Source organism: Gordonia polyisoprenivorans NBRC 16320 = JCM 10675, from assembly GCF_000241325.1.
Lineage (GTDB): Bacteria > Actinomycetota > Actinomycetes > Mycobacteriales > Mycobacteriaceae > Gordonia > Gordonia polyisoprenivorans.
Genome location: NZ_BAEI01000088.1, coordinates 37,191 through 55,459, shown reverse-complemented (window position 1 = coordinate 55,459; position 18,269 = coordinate 37,191). Strand labels below are relative to the sequence as shown.

18 protein-coding genes are annotated in these 18,269 nt (G+C 68.7%); 11 read left to right on the top strand and 7 right to left on the bottom strand.

Annotation, left to right across the window (positions count from 1 at the left end; translation table 11 throughout):
* Positions 1 to 6 precede the first annotated feature (6 nt).
* The gene (gene ccsB, locus GOPIP_RS25155) at positions 7 to 1,035 is read left to right on the top strand and encodes a c-type cytochrome biogenesis protein CcsB (RefSeq protein ID WP_006372678.1); all 1,029 of its coding nucleotides are present in this window, start codon (positions 7 to 9) and stop codon (positions 1,033 to 1,035) included.
* A gap of 123 nt (positions 1,036 to 1,158) precedes the next feature.
* Here ccsB and GOPIP_RS25150 read toward each other — a convergent pair whose 3' ends face one another.
* Together GOPIP_RS25150 and GOPIP_RS25145 are read right to left on the bottom strand one after the other, a co-directional pair.
* Positions 1,159 to 1,371: a hypothetical protein gene (locus GOPIP_RS25150; protein ID WP_006372677.1), complete on the bottom strand. Its 213-nt coding sequence runs from the start codon at positions 1,369 to 1,371 to the stop codon at positions 1,159 to 1,161.
* A 194-nt stretch (positions 1,372 to 1,565) separates the two neighbouring features.
* Positions 1,566 to 1,787, bottom strand: coding sequence for a BldC family transcriptional regulator (locus GOPIP_RS25145; RefSeq protein WP_006372676.1), 222 nt, complete (start codon positions 1,785 to 1,787; stop codon positions 1,566 to 1,568).
* A gap of 463 nt (positions 1,788 to 2,250) precedes the next feature.
* Between GOPIP_RS25145 and GOPIP_RS29630 the strand changes: the two genes are divergently transcribed.
* From GOPIP_RS29630 to GOPIP_RS25095, 10 genes are all read left to right on the top strand, one after another.
* The gene (locus GOPIP_RS29630; RefSeq protein ID WP_210738916.1) at positions 2,251 to 2,523 is read left to right on the top strand and encodes a DUF4229 domain-containing protein; all 273 of its coding nucleotides are present in this window, start codon (positions 2,251 to 2,253) and stop codon (positions 2,521 to 2,523) included.
* A gap of 19 nt (positions 2,524 to 2,542) precedes the next feature.
* The gene (gene cds1 / locus GOPIP_RS25135; protein ID WP_006372674.1) at positions 2,543 to 3,673 is read left to right on the top strand and encodes an L-cysteine desulfhydrase Cds1; all 1,131 of its coding nucleotides are present in this window, start codon (positions 2,543 to 2,545) and stop codon (positions 3,671 to 3,673) included.
* 102 nt (positions 3,674 to 3,775) lie between these two features.
* On the top strand, positions 3,776 to 4,480 hold the full coding sequence (locus GOPIP_RS25130) for an ABC transporter ATP-binding protein (protein ID WP_006372673.1): 705 nt from the start codon (positions 3,776 to 3,778) through the stop codon (positions 4,478 to 4,480).
* Positions 4,477 to 7,041, top strand: a complete 2,565-nt coding sequence (locus GOPIP_RS25125; protein ID WP_006372672.1) for an FtsX-like permease family protein — start codon at positions 4,477 to 4,479, stop codon at positions 7,039 to 7,041. The genes GOPIP_RS25130 and GOPIP_RS25125 overlap by 4 nt, the downstream gene beginning before the upstream one ends.
* A gap of 107 nt (positions 7,042 to 7,148) precedes the next feature.
* A complete protein-coding gene (locus GOPIP_RS25120) occupies positions 7,149 to 7,391 on the top strand; it encodes a helix-turn-helix domain-containing protein (protein ID WP_006372671.1) in 243 nt (80 codons plus the stop codon).
* Positions 7,392 to 7,422: 31 nt separating this feature from the next.
* Entirely contained in the window at positions 7,423 to 8,370 is a 948-nt protein-coding gene (locus GOPIP_RS25115) for a Clp protease N-terminal domain-containing protein (RefSeq protein ID WP_006372670.1), read from the top strand.
* 186 nt (positions 8,371 to 8,556) lie between these two features.
* Entirely contained in the window at positions 8,557 to 10,344 is a 1,788-nt protein-coding gene (locus tag GOPIP_RS25110; RefSeq protein WP_006372669.1) for a siderophore-interacting protein, read from the top strand.
* 116 nt (positions 10,345 to 10,460) lie between these two features.
* Entirely contained in the window at positions 10,461 to 11,093 is a 633-nt protein-coding gene (locus GOPIP_RS25105; protein WP_006372668.1) for a TetR/AcrR family transcriptional regulator, read from the top strand.
* Between the two features lie 155 nt (positions 11,094 to 11,248).
* Entirely contained in the window at positions 11,249 to 12,634 is a 1,386-nt protein-coding gene (locus tag GOPIP_RS25100) for an MFS transporter (RefSeq protein ID WP_006372667.1), read from the top strand.
* A 22-nt stretch (positions 12,635 to 12,656) separates the two neighbouring features.
* On the top strand, positions 12,657 to 13,538 hold the full coding sequence (locus tag GOPIP_RS25095) for a 1,4-dihydroxy-2-naphthoate polyprenyltransferase (protein ID WP_006372666.1): 882 nt from the start codon (positions 12,657 to 12,659) through the stop codon (positions 13,536 to 13,538).
* A gap of 12 nt (positions 13,539 to 13,550) precedes the next feature.
* Here GOPIP_RS25095 and GOPIP_RS25090 read toward each other — a convergent pair whose 3' ends face one another.
* The 5 genes from GOPIP_RS25090 to GOPIP_RS25070 form a co-directional block, all read right to left on the bottom strand.
* The gene (locus GOPIP_RS25090) at positions 13,551 to 13,949 is read right to left on the bottom strand and encodes a hypothetical protein (RefSeq protein ID WP_020172240.1); all 399 of its coding nucleotides are present in this window, start codon (positions 13,947 to 13,949) and stop codon (positions 13,551 to 13,553) included.
* Between the two features lie 43 nt (positions 13,950 to 13,992).
* The gene (locus GOPIP_RS25085) at positions 13,993 to 14,763 is read right to left on the bottom strand and encodes a potassium channel family protein (RefSeq protein WP_006372664.1); all 771 of its coding nucleotides are present in this window, start codon (positions 14,761 to 14,763) and stop codon (positions 13,993 to 13,995) included.
* Between the two features lie 104 nt (positions 14,764 to 14,867).
* A complete protein-coding gene (locus GOPIP_RS25080) occupies positions 14,868 to 15,908 on the bottom strand; it encodes a cellulase family glycosylhydrolase (protein WP_006372663.1) in 1,041 nt (346 codons plus the stop codon).
* A gap of 118 nt (positions 15,909 to 16,026) precedes the next feature.
* On the bottom strand, positions 16,027 to 16,878 hold the full coding sequence (locus GOPIP_RS25075) for an SGNH/GDSL hydrolase family protein (protein WP_006372662.1): 852 nt from the start codon (positions 16,876 to 16,878) through the stop codon (positions 16,027 to 16,029).
* A gap of 128 nt (positions 16,879 to 17,006) precedes the next feature.
* Positions 17,007 to 18,170, bottom strand: coding sequence for a lipase family protein (locus GOPIP_RS25070; RefSeq protein WP_006372661.1), 1,164 nt, complete (start codon positions 18,168 to 18,170; stop codon positions 17,007 to 17,009).
* Positions 18,171 to 18,269 lie beyond the last annotated feature (99 nt).

The following is an 18,269-nucleotide window of genomic DNA, read 5'->3' as shown; positions in this document are numbered from 1 at the left end:
GAATCGATGAACACTGGTACAGAGCACGTCGACGAGACGCTCGCCCGGTACTCCGACCTGCTGTTCGGAACCGCCATCACCGTGTACGTGCTGGCGATGCTGTTGTTCCTCGCGGCCCTCGCCGGCGCGAGGACCAGGCGCCTGGCGTCGAAGGAACTCGTCGGGGCGGCCGTCGGGTCGAGCGCCACCGGAGCCGGTGCCTCCGGGGACCGTACCCCCGGCAAGATCGCCGACACCGCGAGCCGTCGGACCTTCTCCGAGACCCTCGGCGCCATGGCCTATCCGGTGGTCTTCGTCGGCCTGGCCGCGCACATCGCGTCCATCGTCTGCCGCGGGATGGCCGTCGATCGTGCGCCCTGGGGCAACATGTACGAGTTCATCTCGCTGACCTGTGCGGCCGGCGTCGTCGCCGGCGTCGTCGTGCTCCGTAAACCCGCGAACCGGCCGCTGCTGTCGTTCGTGCTGGTCCCGGTCGCGCTGCTGATGTTCATCGCCGGCACCGAGCTCTACACCCAGGCCGCCCCGGTGGTGCCCGCGCTCAAGTCGTACTGGCTGGCCATCCATGTCTCGATCATCTCGGTGAGCTCCGGCGTCCTGCTGGTGTCGGGGGTGTCGAGCATGCTCTACCTCGTCAAGATGGCGTGGGGCGAGAAGGCCGAGTCCCTCGAGCGCACCGAGACCGGCGCCAAGGGTGCGGTGATGCGTCTGGTCGCGCACATCCCGGGCGCCGACGCCCTCGATCGTCTCGCCTACAAATGCGTGGTCTTCGGCTTCCCGCTGTTCGGTCTGGGCGTCATCTGCGGCGCCATCTGGGCCGAATCCGCGTGGGGACGCTTCTGGGGCTGGGACCCCAAGGAGACCGTCTCGTTCATCGCCTGGGTGATCTACGCGGCCTACCTGCACGCACGTGCCACGGCCGGCTGGCGCAACACCGCGGCTGCCTGGATCAACGTCGCAGGCTTCGTCGCGATGCTATTCAACCTGTTCATCATCAACCTGGTGGTCTCCGGCCTGCACTCCTATGCAGGACTGTGAGTAGCGCGGGACTCTGATCCGCAAAGGACCGAGCAGCCCCACACCGACACGAACGCGCCCCCGGAGCGGAGAACTCCGGGGGCGCGTTCGTTGTGGTATCGGGACGAGGTCGGTCAGTGGTCGTCAGTGCTGGTGATCGTCCGGGTCGGACCCGTTGGTACCGCGGCTGCGACGGTCGAGGTCCATCAGGAACTCGGGATCGTCGTCGGGACCGACCGGGCCGCGTTTGGCGGCCGGTACGCGTGCGCCGTCGTCATCGATCAGGCTGGAACCGAAAACGCGCCACAACAGAAAACCGACGGCCATGATGCCGACCAACGTGAGCAGAAATGCCATGGCAACCTCCCACTCACCACATTACGCGACGGTAGACGGGGGATGCGTCGTCCAACCGACGTCAAAACAGCAGGTGTCGGGCGGCGTCGGCACTGAGGTAGTGGGGCGTGTGCTCATTGCATCCACCTCATGGCGCGGCTCGGTCGGCGTCGTGTGGACGGCGACACGGCCGAGCCGGCCGCTGCGGCGGCGTCTCAGGGCACGCGACGGTTCAGCAGGGCGACGACGTCTTCTTCGCGGAAGCGACGATGCCCGCCCGGCGTACGGATGGAGCCGAGGATTCCCGAGCTGGCCCACCGCGCGACGGTCTTGGGGTTCACATTGAACATTGCCGCCACCTGTCCGGGGGTCAGCGTGTGCTGGCTCGCCATGCCCGGGGTGATCATCGACAGCGGGTTGGAGTGAATTGCGGTCATGGGAGGACTCCCTCGTGTGTCCGTGCCGAGAACCTGACGCTCTCGGACCCTTTGCGCGCAGTCGCGCGCTGACTCAATGAATACACGCAAAACGCCCAGGTACTCGAACCGTCAGCGGTAGGTAAAGAGAGTGCAAAGAAGCCTGTGACCTGCGCACACGTCCGACCAGTGCCTTTTACGTCCCCTTTGCCGACCCCGGTGACACCCTTGGTACAAAGTGGGCCCTCGACCGCTCCTCGACGTGCACGCCGACCGGGCGTGGTTTTGCGTCGATCGGGTGCCCATTTCCTCCCATCGGGCGTCCGATTTCGTCGACCGTGCGCTCAATCCCGTCGACTGTGCGTCGATCCGCGTCCATCGGGCGCTCGCCCCTCACCGACCGGGGCAGACCGGGGCGGGCCGCCGGGCCGCGCCACAACGTACGCTGGTCGCCGTGAGTGAAGAGCGTAAACCGCAGGTCGGTATGGGCAGCCTCCTGGCGTCCATCGGCCTGTACACCCTGGCCCGTCTCGTGTTGGTGGTCGTGGTCGCCGCGATCATCATCGGCATCGGCAAGCTCGCGGGTGTCAACGTGCCGCTGCTGGTGGCCGCGGTGTTCGGGGTCCTGATCGCGCTGCCGCTGGGCATGGTCGTGTTCAAATCGCTGCGCACCCGCGTCAACACCCAGATCTCCGCCGTCGACGAGCAGCGCCGCAAGCGCCACGACGAGCTGCAGTCGAAGCTGCGTGGCAGCTGACCCGAGCCGACCCGAGACGATGAGCCCCGCACGCACCATCGACATCGATCGTCGCGCCGACCGCTCCTGGGCCGACAACGCGGTCCGGCTGATCGAGGCCGACGCGCGCCGTAGCGCCGACACCCATCTGCTGCGGGTGGAGCTACCCGAGTGGTCGCGCTGGACCGACGCCGACGGCACACCGGGCGGCGTCGACCTCTATCTCAAGGACGAGAGCACCCACCCGACCGGCTCGCTCAAGCATCGCCTGGCGCGATCGCTGTTCCTGTATGCGATCTGCAACGGCTGGATCACCGAAGGCACCACCGTCATCGAGGCGTCGTCGGGATCGACCGCGGTCAGCGAAGCCTATTTCGCGCATCTGATCGGCGTGCCGTTCCTCGCGGTGATGACGTCGTCGACCTCGCCCGCCAAGACCTCCCTGATCGAACGAGAGGGCGGCCGTTGCCATTTCGTCGAACGGCCGGCGCAGGTGTACGCCGAGGCGTTGCGTCTCGAGGCCGAACTCGGCGGACATTTCATCGACCAGTTCACGATGGCCGAGCGTGCCACCGACTGGCGTGGCAACAACAACATCGCCGAGTCGATCTTCGCGCAGATGGCCGACGAGGAGTACCCGATCCCGACGTGGATCGTGGTCGGCGCGGGCACCGGCGGCACGTCGGCGACCCTGGGCCGCTACCTGCGCTACCGCCGTCACCCCACCTGGCTGGCCGTCGTCGACCCGGAGAACTCGGTGTTCCTGCCCGCCTACGAGAGCGGCGACGGCACCCTGACCTCCGAGATCGGTTCGCGCATCGAGGGAATCGGCCGCCCGCGCGTCGAGCCCTCCTTCGTCTCCCAGGTCATCGACCGCATGATCGGCGTCCCCGACACCGCCTCCATCGCCACCGCCCGCTGCGTCAGCGAACGACTGGGCCGCCGCGTGGGCGGGTCCACCGGCACCAACATGTGGGGCGCACTGAAACTGGTCTCGGAGATGGTCGGCGGACGACAGTCCGGCAGCGTTGTCACGCTGCTGTGTGACCCCGGAGAGCGGTACAGCACAACATATTTCGACGACGACTGGCTTGCCGCCCAACAGCTCGACCTCACCGCGCCGACAACGGTCCTCGACGAGTTCTTCGCCACCGGCCGATTCACCGGCTGATCCGGGAACGCCGGCCACCGACGCCGGGAGCGCAGCGAGCGGGTCGAATGTCACCGCGACGTACGCCGACGGCCGCACCTGCGCGCTCGCTACCATCGACCCATGGCCGTGGGGGAGCGCAACCTCGTCGAGGCAGTCGACGTCGTCCGGGAATACCAGTTGGGACAGGAGCGGGTACGCGCCCTCGACGGGGTGAACCTGACCCTGCCGGGCGGGCAGTTCGTGTCGATCGTCGGCCCCTCGGGAGCCGGCAAATCGACGCTGCTGCACGTGATGGGCGCACTCGACACCCCCACCTCGGGGTCCATCCGCGTCGACGGCGTCGATCTCGGTGCCCTCGACGACAACGCCGCCTCCGAGTTCCGGCGCCATCGCGTCGGCTTCATCTTCCAGTTCTTCAATCTCGTCCCGACGATGTCGGCGTGGGAAAACGTTGCGCTGCCCCAACTTCTCGACTCCAAGTCGCTGCGCCGGGCCAAACCGCGCGCCGTCGAGCTGTTGGAGCGGGTCGGTCTCGGTGACCGCATCAACCACCGGCCATCGGAGCTGTCGGGCGGGCAGATGCAGCGCGTGGCGATCGCCCGCTCGCTCATCATGGAACCGTCGATCCTGCTCGCCGACGAGCCGACCGGCAATCTCGACTCCACCACCGGACAGTCTGTGCTGCAACTGCTCTCCGACGTCGCCCACGGTTCCGGCGCTCATGACGAGCACGGCGGTCGGCTGGTCGTCATGGTGACCCACGACGAGCACGCCGCGGCGGTCGCCGACACCACGATCACCGTCCGGGACGGAAAGATCGCGTGAGCGCAGGCGCCGGTGGTCTCGTCGCCGGGTTCCTCGCCGGCTTCACCCGCATCCGGGTGCTCAATCTGCGCGAGATCCGGACCCACCGGATGCGCGTGTTCACCTCGCTCAGTGTGGTCGTGGTGTCGTCGGCACTGCTGGTCGCGGTATTGGGCACCTACGGTTCGTTCACCGCGTCGGTGCGGGCCTTCAACTCGGCGATCTCCGGTGCCGCCGACCTCGAGGTCGCCGCCATCGCCGACTCCGGTGTCGACGCGGGCCTGGCCGCCGAACTGCGTCGTGACCTGCCCGACGCCAAGGCCGTGGTCCCGCTGATCCGCGGGTCGATCACCGTGGGCGGCACGCAGATCCCGTTGCTGGGATCGGACTTTCGGGTCACGGCGTTGTCGGGGGATCTCGCCGCCGCGCAGGGCGGGGTGTCGATCTCACCGGCCGACCTGGAGGACGGGATCATCGCCGGACCCGCCACCGGACTACGTGAGGGACAACAACTCACGATCGGTGACGACGAGGTGCGCGTCGCCCGGGTGGTCTCCGGGCCCGACGCCGACAAGCTCAACGAGGGTAGGTACGTGTTCGCGTATCTGCCGCTGGCGCAACGTCTCACCGACCTGGCCGGCCCGGCGGGCACTGCGGGGCGGGTGACGTCGATCCTCCTCGTCGCCAAGCCGGGAGCCGACGTCGGACATCTGCGCGCGGAGGCCACTCGCGTCGTCGACGGTCGAGCTGTCGTGGTGAACCCCGACTTCCGGGCCAAGCAAGCGGAATTGGCGAGCTCGGTGACCCGCGACTCGACGCTGCTGGTGGCGTTGGTGTCGCTGGTCATTGCTGCCTTCCTGGTGTTCAACACGATGAACATGGCGGTGGCCGCCCGGCGCCGATCCCTGGCGATGGTGCGCGCGTTGGGTGCCCGCCGCACCCACCTCGTCGGTGACATGCTCGGCGAGGCAGCGTTGTTCGGCATCGTCGGCGGTGCGATCGGGGTACCCGTCGGAGTTCTCGCCGGACGCTGGGCGGTCTCCCAAGTCCCGGAGACCACCCGGGACGGGGTGACCATCGCGATCACGTACCACTTGCCTGCGTATGTACCGGTCGTCGCGATCCTCGCCTGCGTCGTCTCCTGCGTCGGTGCGACGAGTCTGGCTGCGCGATCGGTGTTCTCGGTGTCCCCGGTGGAGGCGATGAGTCCCGGCGAGGTCGCCGACGGCGTGCCCCGTCGTGGTGTGGCGGTGTGGGTGGCGGGACTCGTCGGCGTCGCCGCGGTGATCGGCGCCTGGATCATCGTGTTCACCGTCCCCGGTAGGCCGGCCATCGTCGCCGGCGCCGTCTACGCCATCGGTGCGTTGCTGATCTGCTTCGCGTTCACCCGACCACTGGTCACCGCAGTCGTGCTGTTGGCCAGGGCATTCCGCGGCCCGGGCCGCCTGGCGTCGGTGAACAACGGGCGCGCCCCGCGTCGTGCGTGGGCCACCCTGATGACGGTGGCCGTGGCGATCGCCGTCGGTATGGGAACCTCCGGTGCCCTGGACAATCTCGTCTCGTCGATCTCCACATCCCTCGACGGTCTCGGCGATCCGGACTACTACGTGTCCTCCTCCACCTCGGACGAGGTGCCACTGGGCCCTGTCCTGCCGCCGCGGATCGCCACCGAGGTCGCCGCCGTGCCCGGGGTGAGTGCGGTGATCGGCGGCCAGTGGGCCAACGTCAACATCGGTGAGGACCGTGCCCTCGTCCAGGGACTGGTGCCCGGCTCACGCGCCCCGTTCATGCGCAAGGCGAGTCCCGACGCGGTCCGTCAGGTCCTCGCCGGCAACGGGATCATCCTGTCGAATGTGCTCGCCCGTGCCCTCGGCGTCCACACCGGCGACGTCCTGCGCATCGCCACGCCGACGGGCTACCAGCAGACGGTGGTCCGCGACACCGTCGACTACGTCGCCATCGACTCCGGCACCGCCGCGGTCTCGAGCGCCCTGCTCGGCCGCTGGTTCAACCGGCCCGGCGACACCTATCTGCAGGTGATCACCGTGCCCGGCGCCGACAAGACCCAGGTGCGCGCGGCCCTCGATCGCATCGCTGCGCAGATCCAGCTCGACGGCGGACTGCACGCCCACGTCTACACCGGGGCCGAGGCGCTGGCCGCCACCCAACGCCAAGCCCAGCAGGCCGGCGGCTTCACCGTCGCCATCCAGTGGATCGTGTCGGTGGCGGCCGCCGTGGCGCTGCTCAACACCCTGTTGTTGTCGGTGATCGAACGCCGACGCGAACTCGGCGTCCTGCGCGCCATGGGCGCCTCCCGACGATTCCTGTCCCAGATGGTGCTCGCCGAAGCCGGGGCGGTCGCCGTCGTCGGCGCACTCCTCGGACTCGTCATCGGCGTTGTCCTGCACCTGCTGAGCGACGAGATACTCAGTGCCACCACCTCATTGGACATCGTGTACTCGCCCCGGCCGATCACGCTGGTGTTCGTCGGGGTGTCGGTGGTGCTCTGTCTCGTCGGCGCGCTCGTGCCCGCCCGCCGGGCCGCGCGCATGAACATCACCGAGTCCATCGCCAACGAGTAGCGCCCCACTCTCGCGACAGCGCCCTCCCCATCGCCGACGGCGCCCACCCGTCAAGCTTCTCGTCAATAATTCTTGACAATGCCTCGACGTCAACATAACCTGACACCATGCACGACGAACAGACCAACGAACCCACCGAGGCCGACCGCCTCGCCGGGGCCGCCGCGAGCGACGACCCTTCTCGAGGTCTGGCCGCGGTACGCGCCCTGCGCACCCTGGCCGACCGCCTCGAGGAAGTTCAGGTCGCCAACGCCCGTGACCAGGGCTGGAGCTGGCAGGCGATTGCAGATGTTCTGCAGATCAGCCGGCAGGCCGTGCACCAGAAGCACTCACAACGCGATGCCCAGTGATGGGCCGCACGACTTCGTAAGGAGAACCATCATGTTCGGTCGATTCACTCGAGACGACAAGATGCTGCTGGCATTCGCCACGCAAGAAGCCGCCGACCTGGAACACCACCGGCTCGGCAACGACCACCTCATCCTCGGGATGCTGTGCAACGCACGGACGCCGCTGTACGGCGTGCTCACCGAGGCGGGGTTGAACCTGATCGACGCGCGAGACGCCTCCCGCGCCTATCACGACGAGAACGACACCGACGACGACGCTGCCGAGCAGAGCGCCGCCGACCGCTACGAGGAAGACCGAGAAGCGTTGCGCTCCATCGGAATCGACCTCGACAAGGTACGTGCCGCGGTCCGCGACCGCTTCGGCGACGACCTCGCCGACGGCTGGGCCGAGCGCCCGAACCGGGGCCGCGGACGCGGACGCGGGGACTGCGGCCCCCGAGGCGGACGGGGCCGCGGACATGGCCACGGTCGTGGTCGCGGACGCGGCGGCTACGGACCGCAGGCCTGGGGCCCTCAACCGTGGGGACCGCAAGCCTGGGGACCCCAGGGTTACGGGCCACAGGGTTACGGACCCCAGGGTTACGGACCACAGGGCTGGGGCCCGGCGCCCTGGGCACCGCAGGATGCCGACGCCGAGGACGGACATTCCGAGGGCTGGGGCCCCGACCGCCGCGGACGCGGCTGGGACGGACCTGGATTCGGCCCCGGCGGACCCTTCGAACCCGGACGCGGCCGACGCGGGCCGCGCGGTCGTGGCATGCGTCCGCGTTTCGCCCCCGAGACGCGTCAGGCGCTCGAGGCTGCGGTCCGCATCGCCCGTGAACGCAACGACCGCGGGCTCCGCGCCGAGTACCTGCTGCTCGGCATCATCGAGGTCGCCGACCCCGCGTCGGTGGCCGTGATCATCTCGGCGACCACGCCGGACGATCTCAAGGCCGCGATCCTCGCGAGCCTGCCGGAGGCGCCGGCCGGGGTCTGACACCTCGCCGCGCCGACGAGAAAGCCGGTCGTACGCACCACGCGTACGGCCGGCTTTCGGTGTCCGCTGAGCCGGAACCGGGCGTATCGGACGCCCGCACGCGCGGGTACGGTGATGGGCGCACGGACCCGTCGGTCACGCCGACGCCCGATCAGACGACCCCACACCAGGAGATGAGCACCACCGATGAGCCGGTCCCGATATCGCGCCCACCCGCTCGTCCTGCGATGCGTCCAGGTGCGCGCGGTCACCGACGTCACGCCGCGCATGCGGCGCGTCACCGTCGGCGGTGAGCAACTCGGCGCCTTCACCCGCGACGGAATGTCGTTCCCCGCCTTCGCCGCTCCCGCGTTCGACGACCACATCAAGCTCATCTTCGCCCCCGGTGCCGACATCACCGACGCGCTGCCCCGCCAACAGGAGAACGGCATCGACTGGTTGCCGTCGGAGCACCGGGTGACGCGCGATTACACTCCGCACCACCACGATCCGCGGGCGCTCGAGATGCAACTGGACTTCGTCGTCCACACCGACGGCGACGCGTCGGGCCCGGCCGAACAGTGGGTGCGTTCGGCGCAACCGGGCGACGACCTCTGGTTCGCCGGACCCAAGGCCTCCACCGTGATCCCCGACGACGTCGCCGAGTTGCTGCTCGTCGGCGACGAGACGGCGATTCCCGCGATCGCCCGCTTCTTCGCCGAGCGTCCGCTCGATGTGCCGACCCGGGCGATCCTCGTCGTCGCCTCGCAGAATGCGATGCAGGACATCGCGATCGGTGACGGCGACCGACTCGACTGGGTCATCGGTACACCCGGCGACCGTGACGAGTTGCTGGCGGCGGTTACCGATGCTGCGCCTGTCCGTCGTCCCGCCTATGTGTGGGCGTCGGCGGAGAGCCGGGCGCTGCTCCCGCTGCGCCGACTCGTGACACGCGATTGGGGTATTCCCAAGTCCCACACCGACATCACCGGATACTGGCACATTCGTGACGAACCCGCCGATGTTGCAGCAGACGGCGAATCACACACTGCGGGTGTACCCGTCATGCCGATCGGGTCGCCGGTGGCGTGGATGGCCACCCGCGCGGCCCTGCGGCTCGGGGTGATCGACGCACTCGCCGGCGGAGGTCGCTCCCGCGGAGAGGTCGCCACGGCCACCACAATCCCTGTGGCAAGCCTGGATTCGCTGCTGGGTGTTCTTGTCCCCTGCGGTGTGCTCGGTGTTCGCGGCGACGAGATCGTCCTCGGCCCGGTGGGGGAGCGGTTCCTCGACGACGAGCACGCGCGTGAGGAATTCGACGGTCTCTACGCCGAGCAGGTGCTCGCCCTCGGTGGACTCGCCGACGCGTTGCAGGCCGGGCGACCGGCCTGGTCGGAGCGCACGGGTGACACCTTGCGGACACATGTGGCCACGTCGGCGGAGAACTATGCCGAACTGGTCGAGGAGGCCGAGGGGCTCGTCTTCCTGATGCCCGCGCTTGCCGCACTTCCCCTGTGGTCCAGGTACTCTCGAATCGCCATCGGCGGCCCGGCCGCGCTCGTCGTCGCCGACGGACTGCGCACCGGCGGGGTGCGCGCGGCACTGACCGTGGTGGAGGAGCCGGCCCCGCTGGCCGCGTTGCGCAGCGACGACCCGCCGCCCGGCGTCGACTTCGCCGAAGACTGGGGGACCGCTGACGCCGTCGTGCTCGCGGGTGCGGTCGAGCATCGCACCGACGACGAGATCATCGAGTATCTCGACCGGGTCCATGCCGCCACCGACATCGTGTTGCTGGTCGAGTCGACCGAAGCCGACGCCCTGAACGCCCGGGCCGCCGAGATGGCGGTGGTCGCGCTCGGAGCCGTCGGGGCGCCGCCGCGCACCGGTGCCGACCTCAAACGCCTCGCACACGCCGCCGGCTGGTCCGTCGCCTCGGCCACTGCCCTCGGCTGGGGAGTCGAGTGCCTGGAGTTGTCGCCGACCCAGCCCGGCTGACACCACCTCGCCGACAGCGCCCTCCCTGACGCCGACAGCGCCCACCCTGATGCCGACAGCGCCCGTCTCACCATCGACGGCGCTCGCTTCGGCGGCGGCTGGTAGAACTGGTCATCATGCCGCCCGCCCCGTCCCTGCAGCGCGACGACATCGTCGACGCCGCGATCCGACTCATCGAACGTGATGGTGTCGAGGGCCTGAGCATGCGGCGGCTCGCGGGCGAACTCGGGTCCAAACCGATGACGCTCTACAACTACGTCGACAACAAATCCGAACTGCTGCAACTCGTCCTCACCGAGGTCGCCGCGCGCATCCCGTGGACCCGACCCGAAGGGCCTCCACGCGAGCGGATGATCACCGTCGCCGTCGACATGTACAACGAGCTCGCCGCGATCTCCTGGATCGTCCCCATCCTGCGTGAGGGCACCACCGTCGGCGCGCCTGCGCTCGTCCTCGCCGATACCTTCGTCTCTGCCGCAATCGAACTCGGCGTCGACGAGGTGACCGCGATGTCGACGTGGCGCTCGGTCTGGTACATCGTCGCCTCCGAGCTGCAGTGGCAGGACACCTTGGCCCGACGTCGGCCGGGTGAGAAGTCGTGGCACCAGACGATCGACCCCGACCTCCTTACCGACGTGCCCACCATCGCGCGACTGCTGCCGCATCTGATCGAGTACTCGCGCGAGTTCCGGGTTCGCGACGCGGTGGCGGCGCAGATCGACGGCGTGCTGTCCCATCTGAACGACTGATCCGACCGTCCGGATCTCCGGGCGCTGTCGGCGCCAACCAGAGCGCCGTCGGCGACAACCCGAGCGCCCTCGACACCCATCCCAACTTAGGCTAGCCTTCGGTACGCGTACGTAAACGTACGCGTACCGAATCCATCCGAGAGGCCTCACCGTCAATGACCCTCACGCCGCCGACGACGACTCCCACCCATCACCGCGCCCTGGTCGCAACCGTCTTCACCCTGCAATTCCTGGTCGCGCTCGACATGTCGCTGGTCAACATCGCCTTGCCTGCCATGCGCGCCGACCTCGGGTTCACCGCCTCGGGACTGCAGTGGGTCGTCAACGCCTACCTGCTGACGTTCGCCGGGTTCATGCTCCTCGGCGGCCGGCTCGGCGATCTCTGGGGCCGCCGGACCGTCATCCTCACCGGGCTCACGGTGTTCGCCGTCGCGAGCATGATCGGCGGATTCGCCACCAACCCAACCATTCTCGTTGCCGCCCGAGCGATTCAGGGGGTCGCGGCCGCCCTGCTCGCCCCCGCATCACTGGCGCTCGCCTCGAGCGCCGACCCGGCCGTCCGCAAGACCGCGATGGCCTTCTGGGGCGGCGCCGGAGCTGCCGGCGGCGCCGTCGGCGTGGTACTCAGCGGGCTGCTCACCGACTGGTGGTCTTGGCGTGCTGTGCTTTTCGTCAACGTACCGATCGTCGTCATCGCACTCCTCGCCGCACTGCGCGGTGTCGACGCCGGGCATCGGCGCAGCGTCGGGCGTCTCGACGTGCCGGGTGCGGTCCTCGTCACCGCAGGCGTCGCCTCGCTCGTGTTCGCGGTCGCTGCTGCAGGTGACCACGGGTGGTCCTCGGCGCGCGCCCTGATCGGCTTCGCCGCCGCGGCAGTACTGCTCACCGGATTCGCCGTCGTCGAGCGCACCGCCGACCATCCACTCATGCCGCCCCGGCTACTCATGACCCGAAGCATCATGGGGGCGAACATCTTCGGATTCATGCTCGCCGCCGGCCAGCTCGCCGCCTTCTACTTCGCCTCGCTCTACGTGCAGACCGTGTGGGACGTCGACTCCGACGTCGCCGGGTTGCTGTTCCTCCCGTTCTGCGCCGGAGTTGTTCTCGGGATAGTTCTTTCGGGAAAGCTGTCGCCGAAGATCGGTGCCCGCAACAGTATCGGTGTCCTCGGTCTCCTCGGCGCCGCCGGACTCGGATTGTTCGCAGTGATGCCCGACGAGTTCGATTTCTGGCGTGGCATCCTGGCGCCGTCGCTCATCGCGGCGATCGGCATCGGCGGATCGATGGTCCTCGTCGGCGCGGTGGGCACGAGCGGCGTCGACTCCGCAGAGGTCGGTGTCGCCTCCGGCGTGCTCAACAGTTCGCGGCAACTCGGCGGCACGATCGGGCTCGCGGTGCTCGTGACGATCGCGGCGAGTCAGAGCGTCCCGGCCGACGGCTACCATCTCGGATTCGCTGTCGGGGCTGTCTTCCTTCTCGTCGGCAGCGTCATCGCCTGGGCGGTCCTGCCGCGCCACGAGGTCGCAGGCACCGCGCCGTGATCCGCATGGCACGATCGAGTGCGTGGCAACCGCAACGCAGTGGATAGCAGGCGCCCGACCGCGCACCCTCCCCAACGCGATCGCCCCGGTGGTTGCCGGGGTCGGTGCCGCGCTCTTTGCCGGCGGTAACTCCTCCGACGTCGTCTGGTGGAAGGCCGCGTTGGCGCTCGTCGTCGCGATCGCGCTCATCATCGGCGTGAACTTCGCCAACGACTACTCCGACGGCATCCGCGGCACCGACGACGAGCGGGTCGGCCCGATGCGGCTCGTCGGGTCGGGAGCGGCCCAGCCGTCGGCGGTCAAGGCCGCCGCATTCCTGTGCTTCGGGGTCGGCGCGATCGCCGGACTGGTCCTCGCGGTGACGACGGCCTGGTGGCTGGTTGTCCTCGGCGCGATCTGCATCGCCGGGGCGTGGTTCTACACCGGCGGGTCCAAACCGTACGGTTACTACGGCCTCGGTGAGATCGCCGTGTTCACCTTCTTCGGTCTGGTTGCGGTACTCGGCACGCAGTACGTCACGTCGGGCCGGGTCGACTGGGTCGGTCTGGTGTGCGCGATCGCGGTGGGCTCGATCTCGACGGCGGTGCTCGTCGTCAACAATCTGCGCGACATCCCCAGCGACACCGAGTCGGGCAAGATCACCCTCGCCGTGCGTCTCGGGGATCGACGTACCCGTGGCCTCTACGTCGGCCTGCTGGCGGTACCCCTCATCGCGAGTTGCGTTCTTGCCCTGGCAACCCCGTGGTCACTGATCGGTCTCGCCGTCGCGCCCGTCATCTGGCTCGCTGCCCGCCCGGTCCTGCGAAAGGCGGTGGGCCCGGGTCTCATTCCCTCCCTGGGTGCCACCGGTATCGCGATGCTCGTGTGGTCGATCCTCGCTGCGATCGCGTTGGCCATCGGCTGAATCAGATATGCCTCAGCGGCATCTCGTGCTGATCGCGACGGTACTGCCGTAGAAGTCGCGCGGGGCGGTGTAGCCGTTGTGGGCGACGCTCTGCACATATCCGGCGTCCTCTCGCACCGCGGCATCCGGGAACGTGTAGGCGAGGTGTGCCAGATGACGCAGCGCTGGACCGATCGCGGCACGATCCGCACCGCCGTTCTCGACGGTTACGGCCGCCGCGGCGTCATACGCCCGGCACAGGTCGGCCACCGACGTCGTCGCCAGCGGGTCGCGCTGGGGTGCCAGCACGATCTCGGTGACCGGGGCAGCGGATGTCGTTGTCCCGAGCACGGATTCGTCGTCGGAGGCGCATGCGCCGGCGCCGAGCGCGACGGTGATCAGGGCGATCACCAGGCCGATCCTCCGATACATCCGCCCAGCATAGGAGCCCGACTCGGACGGTACACTCGGCCGATCAGGTGAATTCTGTCGTTGGGTCAGTGCGTCCGGCCACCCCGCCGTCGGTGAGAGCATCTCGCAGCGAACGGATCTCGTCCCGCAGCTCCCGGATCTCGGCGGCGGTCGCCGCGCGTTCGGCGTCGTCCTCCTCGGCGACCCGCTGCACGATCCAGGAGGCGATGGTGGCGGTGATGACACCGATGAGGCTGATCCCGCCGAGCATCAACAGCACGGCCACGATTCGGCCGGTGATGCTCACCGGCGCGAAATCGCCATAGCCGACGGTCGTGACCGTGACGAACGACCACCACACCGCATCGCCGAACGAGGTGATCGTCGCACCGGCGTGCCCCCGCTCGGCGTCGTAAACCGCAAGGGAGGCAACATAGATCAGCAACACCGAGCTCGCCGCGGTGTAGACGATCACCTTCCCGCGGATGGCGCCGCCGATCGCCTTCTGCAACGCGCCGACCAGAACGACGAGACTGATCAGTCGCAGCGGCCGCAGCATCGGCAGGACGACCACCGCGAGGTCGAACAGGTGCCGGACAAACCAGCGCCCTCGTTCGGGAGCGATCACCAGGCGCACCGCGTAGTCCACGGCGAAGGCCAACCACGACGCCACCAGCACGACGCGCAGCACCGCGATCCAGACGCTGTCGGGGTGTCCGAGGATCTGAAAGGAGTACGCAACCAAGAAGATTGTCGCAATGATCGCCAGGGGCCACTCGGCGCGGTGCTCCCATCCGGCGAGCAGATCGACGCGGTGGTCTCGGGATGTGGTCATCTCGCCTCATTCGCTCTCGGTACGCCCACGGTTCGCGCCGTGTCTGCCGAGAATCATCACCCGAGCACATCGCCGAACGCAGCAATTGGCCGACGCGCGGGTCCCTAGTGCGCGGCCGCCACCTCGGGGGTCGGACCGTCGACGACGGTGCCGTGGCGTGCTGCGGTGTCGCCCGGATCGTCGCCGGGCTGGCCGTCGGGTGGATCGCTGTCGGGTGTAACGGTTTGTGTCGCAGGGGAATTCGTCGCCGGTGACGTCGCCGTCGGTGTCTGTGAGGTCTCACTCGGCGTCGCGGTGGCCGTCGTGCTTGTCGCGCCACCACCGGCATCGCCACCACCGGCATCGCCACCACCGGCGCCATCACCACCGCCCGGTGTTTGCGTGGCATCGGTGTCCGGTGTGGTCTCCGGGGCGGGCGCCGCGGGGGCAGCCGACGGCACCACGGGCGCGCTCGACGGCATCGGCACGACCGTTTGTACGACGTCGGGAACCGGCGCCGACGGCGTCGGCAACAGCAGACTGAGCACCTGCTGGGTTCGGACCAGCGCACCTGGGTCGGCGGCCTGGATCGCGGCACTGGCCGCGTCGAGCAGATCCTGCAGGACGTCGGCCGGCACGAACGCGCTGATCGTCGTGCCCACCTCGTTCCAGACCTCGTACCCGGCGACCTTGCCGCGATATCGGCTGGCCAGCAGTTTCGCGAAGTTGGCGAATTCTGCGGGCGACGACGCCGCCGGTCCGGAGGACGGCGTCCACGGGGAGTTCAGCGACGCCACGATCACCACGGTCATCCCACGCGCGCGTGCCCCGTCGACGATGGCATCGAGCCGCGCCCACCCGTCGCCGTCCTGATGGAGGAAACTCAGCGGGGCCCCGACCCTCAGGTCGGTGACGCCGAGGGCTTGCAGATCGTCGAGCGTGGCGTTGAGCTGGGCGTCGGACATGCGATAGATCTGGTCGTCGGTGACGCCCAGTTGGGTCGGTTCCTCGGCCACCGAGGACAGCGCGACCTGCAGGTTGGTGGTGGTCGCCGGTTCGGCACTGGGCAGTGACCACATCGTCGCCCCGACCATCGTCCCGGCGATGCCGACCGCCAACACACCCGCGCCGATCCGGCGCGCAAGAGGTGTGGCGAGCGCGTGCATGACAGGACTTTCTCAGGTTCGATATGGACGTTCCTCAGAATTGTTCCGTAAAAGCGCGCGACACGGAAGTGACAGGGTGTCCTTCGGCCGGGTGAAAAGCGTGTCCCGGGAGATTCCCTCAGGTGGGGGTGGGGAGACCGAACGCCGCGAGTACCGACTTGGCCCACAATTTCTGGCCCGCCGCGTTGGGGGTGACCCCGTCGGACATCAGCGACGCCCGAGCAGCCGGATCGGCGGGAAACGCCGAATACACGTCGATCACCTGAATACCCTGCGCATCCATCGCCGACGCATACCCCGACACCTGATCGCTGTTGTCGGAGTCGCGTGGTGGGTTCTGCTTGATGACGGCGATACCGGCGTCGGGGAACTTCTTCTGCAATGCCGCGATCAGCGGCTGCACCTTCGTGGCCAACGGCGCGTTCGCGTCCTCGGTGAGCCCGAAGTTCACCAGGATCAGGTCCGGGGTGATCGCCGCACCGCTCGGCGAGGTGGTCAGCGCGGTCAGGTTGTCGACCGCATACTGCACGTTCTTACCCGCGGCCGAGCCGTTCCAATATCCGACGGCGCCGTTGGGGCCCGAACCGAGTCCGACGGGAGCCCCGTATTTGGCGGTCTGGGTGTTCCAGTACGCGGTCGCCACGGGCCGGTCGAGCGATGTGCTGATCGCCTGCCCGAGCTGCGGCGCCCATCCGTTGGGGGAGGCGCCCGTCGAATCACCGAGGAGCAGCAGCGTCTTCGGTTGCTTCTGGTCCGCCTTGGCGGAGTCGATGAACTCGACGGTCGCCGGGGTGCCGGCCGGTTCGGTGGCGCTCGGCACCGATGGGGTGCTGGCAGCGTTCGACGACGCCGGTGCCGTGCGATTCGAGGAGATCACCAGACCGACCACCAACACGATCACGCACACGACCATCACGATCCACGCCCACAACGGTGCAGAGTCGTAAATTCGCTTCACCAGGTTTTTCATCCGCGCATGACTCCACTCACACCCACAACTCCCGACAAGTGGTCATCACGATAGCGGCCACCGCCGCCGCTCGCGCGTCGCGGATCGGCGCACCGGTGTCGCTGTCGTCCGGTCGGACGAATTCTTTCTCAGCAATTCCCCGCCGCCGGACGATTCGCGAAGCGGTCGGCGATCCACTCGCCCAGCAGTGGACCGGGGTCCAGGGAATGGCCGGCGCCCTCGCGCCGGACGCGCTGCACGGAGTCGCCGAGCGCGCAGCCTTTGCGCAACGTCGCCTCCATGCGGTCGACCGGGATGATCTCGTCGACGCTGCCGTACATCGCCAGGATGGGTATGTCAGTGTGGCTGCGGGGCAACGACATCGACTCGAGGACGCCACGTAGCTCCGCGGCCGCGGCGGTGCTCGGGGTGAAGGCGGAGGTGTCGGCGGCCTGGATTCGCGCCGTCAACGCCGACGTGTTCGCCGCACACGACACCAGCGTGGCCTCCCGCTCGGCGGCCACGCCGTGCAGGTAGTCGTCGGGATCGATCTGCGGATTCGCCTGTGCCACACCCTCGATGAGGATCGGATACAACCAGCGCTGAGCCGGGGTCAGTTCCCCCGATTGCGCGCGTTCGACGAGGTAGCTCGCATCGAGCAACGGGACCGAGGCCACCGCGCCGAGCATCGCTCCACTGCCCCGTCCGTACCCGGCGAACTGTTCGGCACTCGCCCACGCCGCCGCACCGCCCTGCGACGCGCCGACGGCCACCCAGCGCGCACCGATCGTCGGTTCCTTGGACCGGGCGGCGCGGACGGCGTCGATCACGTTGTAGGCCGCGGTCCGCGGCTCGAGGTAGGGATGCGGTGCCGTGGTGGTCCGCAGCCCGAGCCCCTGGTAGTCGGTGGTCGCCACCGCATAGCCCGAGTTGAGGAATGCCGCAACCGCTTTGAGATCGCCGAGCATGTCGGGCCGGTCGGAGGGCCCGCAGTCGCGGGTGATCCCGGTCGTGCCGTGCGCGTACGCGATCAACGGCCAGCCGCCGGCCGGGCGGGTCCCGTCGGGCACGAACACCGCCCCGGAGACCGTCGTGCTCGTCCCGTCGACACCCGACACCGACCGATAGACGATACGGCTCGCCCGCGTTCCCGACGGAAGACTCATCACCCACTCGTCCGGCGCCTCGGTGGTGCTCACGAGCTGCCCGCGGACCGCGAGCGCGTCGGCGCTCGGCGCGGGCGAGGAGTACGCCGCCGACGAGACGGTCGTCGCGGTGGGCGTGCACGCACCGAGCGCCGGAGCGCACAGCACGGCGACGACGCCGAGGATCGCTCGGCGTCGAAATCGGGGAGAGGGCCACACCACACGAGAACGGTAGCGCCCGGAGGCGTCCCGGATTGCATTGGTGTT